The organism is Idiomarina aquatica (assembly GCF_004362895.1).
Classification (GTDB): Bacteria; Pseudomonadota; Gammaproteobacteria; order Enterobacterales; family Alteromonadaceae; genus Idiomarina.
Genome location: NZ_SNXI01000057.1, coordinates 1 through 1,644, shown reverse-complemented (window position 1 = coordinate 1,644; position 1,644 = coordinate 1). Strand labels below are relative to the sequence as shown.

Genomic DNA, 1,644 nt, shown 5'->3' with positions numbered 1-1,644 from the left:
CACCCACATGTAGGATTTTCTTTTCTCAGACTGGATGACTTTTATTGTTGTCTCGTCCGCCCACAGCACCGGCTGTTGCACGAGAAGGTCATGCATGCGCTGGTACAGTGGCTCAAGTTTTTGACTCACCGCTACCAACCAACGGCTCATGGTCTGGCGACTGATATCGGCGCCGAACTGCTTGAACATGGCTTCCTGGCGATACAGCGGCAGGCCATACTGGAACTTCGCTGTAATGATTTGGGCCAGTAAGCTTGGCGTAGTGATGCTTTTTGGCAGCATGCTTGCCGGCACCGGTGCCTGCTTTATCCTGGTTTCAGTGCCTTGCTGCTCACAAGTGCGGCAGCTGTATTTAGGTCGAATATGTCGAGTCACCTGCATCTTAGCCGGGATGAAGTCGAGCTTCTCGCTGACATCCTCGCCCATGCGATGCATGTCCGTGCCACAGCATTCGCAGGTTTTATCGTCATCGCTGATATCGTGAATGACTTCTTTACGCGGCAATGATGCATCGAGTCTGGCACGGCGCGGTAGTTTTCGGGTGTAGGCAACGTGTTGTTCGACAGCGACCTCTTCCTCATCAGGATTGAGGATGTCTTCCACTTCGTTGAACAAGTCGCCTTGACCCGGAAGACCTTCAGCACTGGCCGCAAAACGCTTTTTCAGCTCAAGCTGCCATTTTTCAAATAACTGATAGAAGTCACGCTTCCAGCGCTCACTTTCTTGTTGCAGGCGAGCCTTCTCAGCCTGCTGCTCAAGCAGCATAGCTTTGAGTGCTTCAACATCGTCTGGAAGTGTGTTTGTATCAATCTTTTTCATGCGGACATTATACCGCATAAATCGGCGCTAAACCGCAACAGATAAAGGCTTTCTTAGACCGATTAGTGATCGAAAAATCATGGTTTATGCTTGATCCCTATATGAAAAAAACGATCATGTTATCGAGCTAAAATGCAGTGGTTGATGGCCTTTCATCAGGGTAATATCCAGACCATCCAAAAGCCATGCCCATTGCTGCTCAGTCAGGGAAATGGTGCTGCCTGACATCTTTTTCGGCCATTTGAACCTGGCTTTCTCAAGACGCTTGTACCACAAGCAAAAGCCTGTTTTATCCCAATACAGAGCCTTGAGCTTATCGCGTTGGCGATTGCAAAAAATAAATAGCGCACCACTGAACGGTGAGAGCGCCATTTCACTCTCTACAATGGCACTCAAGCCATTAATGCTTTTACGAAAGTCGACCGGCGCCTTGTGTAAGTAGATTGCCGGTGGCTCAACGAACATCTTCATGCGCTGAGCTCTTTGACCAATTGCGCGACCCAACGCGGTGATACCGACAACGGCAACACCAATTCGGTTTGGCCAAGACGAAGCTGCAAGGTTTGCTGCGCGGTGGCCGACTGAGGCACCGCTAGAGCAAAGCTCGTGTCATTATCTTCAGCTTCGCGCTTAAGCTCTGCTCGACGTTGACTGAAGTAGGCAGAATTTATGCCGCGTGGCTCACAAAAGTCTTTCTGACTCAGGTTGCTTTGTTCAAATTCAGCAATGAGCTCACGCCATTGCTCGCGAGTTCGGTATGCTCGGCTCATGATGCTACCACCTTATTGGTTAAACTTGATGGTAGCCTATGGCTTTAAACTATGA

At 49.6% G+C, this 1,644-nt stretch carries 3 protein-coding genes; all 3 read right to left on the bottom strand.

Annotated features, from left to right (window positions below):
• A partial coding sequence (gene tnpC, locus DEU29_RS13930; protein WP_166635933.1) for an IS66 family transposase occupies nt 1-819 on the bottom strand: 819 nt, incomplete at its 3' end.
• Between the two features lie 114 nt (nt 820-933).
• Entirely contained in the window at nt 934-1,290 is a 357-nt protein-coding gene (tnpB, locus tag DEU29_RS13925; RefSeq protein ID WP_034821960.1) for an IS66 family insertion sequence element accessory protein TnpB, read from the bottom strand.
• Nucleotides 1,287-1,589 carry an IS66 family insertion sequence element accessory protein TnpA gene (tnpA, locus tag DEU29_RS13920; RefSeq protein ID WP_133541013.1) on the bottom strand — a complete coding sequence of 101 codons (303 nt, stop codon included), beginning with the start codon at nt 1,587-1,589 and terminating at the stop codon, nt 1,287-1,289. The genes tnpB and tnpA overlap by 4 nt, the downstream gene beginning before the upstream one ends.
• Nucleotides 1,590-1,644: the final 55 nt, after the last annotated feature.

Coding starts and splice junctions, on each gene's coding strand:
- tnpB (WP_034821960.1), bottom strand. CDS start 1,290: ATGAAGATGTTCGTTGAGCCACCGGCAATCTACTTACACAAGGCGCCG.
- tnpA (WP_133541013.1), bottom strand. CDS start 1,589: ATGAGCCGAGCATACCGAACTCGCGAGCAATGGCGTGAGCTCATTGCT.